The 2,301-nt window shown below is 75.4% G+C and carries 2 protein-coding genes and 1 pseudogene; all 3 read left to right on the top strand.

The features are described 5' to 3' along the window. Positions 1 to 374, top strand: a 374-nt coding sequence (locus K6I34_RS35860) for a hypothetical protein (RefSeq protein WP_229332213.1), incomplete at its 5' end; no start/stop codon positions are given. Between the two features lie 19 nt (positions 375 to 393). Next, on the top strand, positions 394 to 1,959 hold the full coding sequence (locus K6I34_RS35855; protein ID WP_229332212.1) for a pyridoxal phosphate-dependent aminotransferase: 1,566 nt from the start codon (positions 394 to 396) through the stop codon (positions 1,957 to 1,959). Further along, positions 1,956 to 2,301: pseudogene (locus tag K6I34_RS35850) on the top strand (hypothetical protein); the annotation flags it as partial. The gene K6I34_RS35855 and the pseudogene K6I34_RS35850, both read left to right, overlap by 4 nt.

Here is a 2,301-nt window from a genome sequence, read left to right as displayed (position 1 = left end):
CCCGCCTTCCCACCGGCCGGACGCTGCTCGTCGAGGCGCACGGGCCCATGCCCGCACCGATGAAGCGGCACCTGACGGGCAGGTGCGACGCGCACCACGCCGACCTCGCGCACCTCACCGCCCAGGGGCCGCCCCCCGGCTGCGACGCCGTGATCTGCTACCTGGGCGGCACCGCCGACCTCTTCCTCTTCGACCGCGACCTGTACTGGTCGGAGTGCGCGGAGACCTCCCGGCGGATCATGGAGGAACACGGTCTGCCGGTCTACTGGATCGACGGCCGCGGCGACGTCACCCCCGCCCGTGACGTGCTCTACGTCCACCACACGTCCTTCCGGTGCGCGGTGCCCTCCACCTACGCGCGGTACTGGGCCTGACGGCCCGGCCGGAGGTGACATGCAGCTCTTCACCGACGCGCCCGCCCGCCTCATGCCCCCGCTGCCCCGGGACGCACTCGCCTCCGCCGCGGCCGCACGACGGGCCCCGGACACCGGGCACACCTTCACGCCCGCCGTCGACGAGCGCACGCTCGACGTGTTCCGGCGCGCCCGCGACCCGGCCGACCCCCGCGAACTGCGGGACCTCTGGCTCGGCCGGATCGAGCACGAACAAGGACGGCACGCGACCCGCCCCCAACTCGCCGAACACTGGCGCGCGAGCGCCCACCGGCGCGACGTCACCACGGAGGAACTGCTCTCCTCCCGCACCACCGTGGCCTTCGTCCACGAGCTGCATCAAGGGTTTCCACACGAGGAGGCGGGCGACGCGGGGACGCCCGGCCCACGGCTCTCCCTGCTGCCCGGCCCCGCCGACGCCTGCGCGACCCACCTGCCGCGGACCGTCCGGGACTGCATGCGCTACGCCCTGCGGCGGGACTGGTACGGCTACTCCGACTCCTGCGGCAGGGTCCCCGCACGCGAGGCCCTGGCGGCGTACGAGAACCGGCGCGTCCACGGAGCCCGCTACACCGGCCGGAACGTGGCACTCACCGTGAACGCCCCCTTCGCCGTCAGCGGGCTGGCCGACCACCTCCTCTCCGGGCGCCCCGCGTCCGGGGCGCCCGCGCTGTGCGCCGTCCCCAACCGGCCGACCACCGTGCAGGCGGTCGCCCGGCGCGCCGACATCCGCCTCGTACCCCTGACCTGCGCCGACGGCACGATGTCCGTCGCGCCGCTCCTCGCCGCGCTCAGACCCGACACGCCCCTGGTGTTCCTGCCGACCGTCGCGTGCACCACCGGGGCCCGGGTCGCCGAGGACGAACTCGCCCTGCTGATCCGCGCAGCGCCGCCCTCCACCGTGATCCTGCTGGACGAGAGCGACGAGTGGCTCGGCGGGACCGCCCCGCTCTCCGCCGCCCGCGCCGCACCCCACGTCGTCCGCGTCTCCGGCTTCCCGCACACCTGGCAGCCGCAGGTCCTGGACGCCGCGTGGATCGTCGCCGACAGCGCCCTCGTCGCCGACTACTACGAATACGCCTCGACCAGCTTCGGCGGCCCGCCCTCGCTCCTCTACACGACCGTGGAGGTCGTGGCCCGCATGGAACGCTGGCTGGCCGAGGGCACGGACCGCGTCGGACCGGCGGAGACCGGCGAGTTCGAGACCACCTACGGGCTGACCCGCGCCCGGCTGCAGCACGCCTACGACCGCTACCGCCTGGAACGGCGGTCCCAGGAGACCACCCTCACGACCCTGCGGGACGCCGCCGTGCACCGGCTCTCCCGCACGGCCGGGGTGCGGGTGCACACCCCCCGCTGCTCCGTCGATCTCCTTGTGGAGACGGCCCGTCCCTACGACTCGTACCGGCTGTGCGGGGAACTGCTGCGGGAGACGGGCGTCGCCGCCCACCCGCCGCTGCTCGACTTCTGCCTCGCCGGGGGCGGGCTCCGGATCACCACCGCGAAGCAATGGCCCAGGCTGACCGCGGCCCTGTCCCGGCTCCGCCCCTTCCTGGAGGTCCCGTGACCCTCACGGCACCGCCCGCGCTCGGCCTCCGCCGCCCCTGGACGGAGGTCCCCGCCCACCTCCGGGCCGCCCTGGAGGAGACACTGGGCTCACCCGTGACCACGGCCGTCACCCGGGCGGGCGGCTTCTCCCCGGGCGTGGCCGCGCGGCTGGAACTCGCCGACGGGCGGCGCGTGTTCGTCAAGGCCGTGGGGCCCGAACCCAACGCGTACGCGCCGGAACTCGTCGGCCAGTGCGGTGGCGGCGTCGGGCACGACGGCGGCCACGGCGGGCGGTGCCGGGGTGAGGGAGGCGGCGAGGCAGGCGACGGCGTCCAGGACGCGGGCGATGTCGGCGGCGCGC

Origin of the sequence: Streptomyces sp. UNOC14_S4, assembly GCF_020740835.1 — a bacterium.
Taxonomy (GTDB): domain Bacteria; phylum Actinomycetota; class Actinomycetes; order Streptomycetales; family Streptomycetaceae; genus Streptomyces.
Note: the sequence above shows the minus strand (reverse complement) of the source record. Positions and strands in the feature narration are given on the sequence as shown.

Bases quoted from the DNA above. Each gene is read 5' to 3' on its own strand.
- K6I34_RS35855 (WP_229332212.1), top strand. From the start codon at position 394: ATGCAGCTCTTCACCGACGCGCCCGCCCGCCTCATGCCCCCGCTGCCC.